Source organism: Kitasatospora sp. MBT63, from assembly GCF_000710465.2.
GTDB lineage: Bacteria > Actinomycetota > Actinomycetes > Streptomycetales > Streptomycetaceae > Kitasatospora.
Window position 1 is genome coordinate 1 of the sequence record NZ_JAIZ01000768.1, and the last position, 1,520, is coordinate 1,520.

Below are 1,520 nucleotides of genomic sequence, written 5' to 3' on the forward strand. Positions count from 1 at the left end.
CGTGGCCGCCGCGGGCGCCCGGGCCGCGGCGGCCGGCCGCGGGCCGCGGTGCTGGGTTCGGTGTTCGGCACAGGGACAAGCATGGGGTCCGGCGGGCCGCGAACCGGCGCTCGGGCGCGGAGTGTCGCAGCCGTCCCCCCGTCACCCGCCAGCGGGCCGACCGGACATGGGCCGTGGTGCGCGCGTAGCGTGGCGCCATGCGAGCCATCACGATTCCCCAGTCCGGCGGACCCGAGGTGCTGACCTGGACGGAGGTGCCCGACCCGGTGCCCGCCGCCGGAGAGGTGCTGGTCGAGGTCGCGGCGAGCGCCGTCAACCGGGCCGATCTGCTGCAGCGTCAGGGCTTCTACGACCCGCCGGCGGGCAGTTCGCCCTACCCGGGACTGGAGTGCTCGGGCCGGATCGTCGAGCTGGGCCCCGGCGTCGCCGGGTGGGCCGTCGGAGACGAGGTCTGCGCGCTGCTGACCGGCGGCGGCTACGCGCAGCGGGTGGCGGTGCCCGCCGGGCAGCTGCTCCCGGTCCCGAAGGGCCTGAGCCCGGTGGAGGCGGCGTCGCTGCCCGAGGTGGCCGCCACGGTCTGGTCGAACGTCTTCATGGTGGCCCACCTGCGGCCCGCCGAGACGGTGCTGCTGCACGGCGGTGGCAGCGGCATCGGCACGATGGCGATCCAGCTGGCCAAGGCGGTCGGCGCGCGGGTCCTGGTGACGGCGGGCAGCGCCGAGAAACTGGCGCGCTGCGCCGAACTGGGCGCGGACGTCGGCATCAACTACCGGGAGCAGGACTTCGTGGCGGCGGTCCGGGAGGCCACCGGCGGGGCGGGCGCCGACGTGATCCTGGACATCATGGGCGCCAAGTACCTGCAGCGGAACGTGGACGCGCTGGCGGTCAGCGGCCGCCTGGTGATCATCGGCCTGCAGGGCGGGGTGCAGGGGGAGCTGAACCTGGCCACCCTGCTGGCCAAGCGGGCCGCGGTCGCGGCCACCTCGCTGCGCCCGCGGCCGCTGGCGGAGAAGGCGGCGATCGTGGCCGCGGTGCGCGAGCACGTCTGGCCGCTGGTCGAGGCGGGCGTGGTGCGGCCGGTGGTGGACCGGGTGCTGCCGATGGCGGACGCGGCCGCCGCCCACCGGGTGCTGGAGGCCGGTGAGCAGGTGGGCAAGGTGGTGCTGCAGGTCTGAGCGGCGCGGGTCGGCGGCGGGCCGGGGGTGGTCCCGAGGGCCCAGCCTGCCGAAATGCCCGGATTGTCGGTTTGTGTGAGGCTGGTGCGGAGCTGTCCGCCGCCGATCGCGCCCCGCTGCGGTCGGCCGTCGGAAGGACCTGCTTCCCATGGCCGCGCTTGCGTACGTGCTCTCGACCTTCCGCTCCGGCCTTCCCGCGGCCGTGCGCCGTGGTGCCGTGCTGACCGGGACCGGCCTGGTGCTGCCGGTGCTGCTGGCGGGCCCGGCCCTGGCGGCCGGGCCGGTCGCCGTACCCGCGGCCGCGCTGCCCGCCGCGTTCGCCACCGAGCCGCAGGGACCGGCCGG

General features: G+C 76.6%; 1 protein-coding gene and 1 pseudogene. Both read left to right on the forward strand.

Features of this window, described 5'->3' with window-relative positions; translation table 11 throughout:
• Positions 1–197 precede the first annotated feature (197 nt).
• Positions 198–1,175: an NAD(P)H-quinone oxidoreductase gene (locus AA75_RS39890; protein WP_033825376.1), complete on the forward strand. Its 978-nt coding sequence runs from the start codon at positions 198–200 to the stop codon at positions 1,173–1,175.
• 148 nt (positions 1,176–1,323) lie between these two features.
• Positions 1,324–1,520: pseudogene (locus tag AA75_RS39895) on the forward strand (hypothetical protein); the annotation flags it as partial.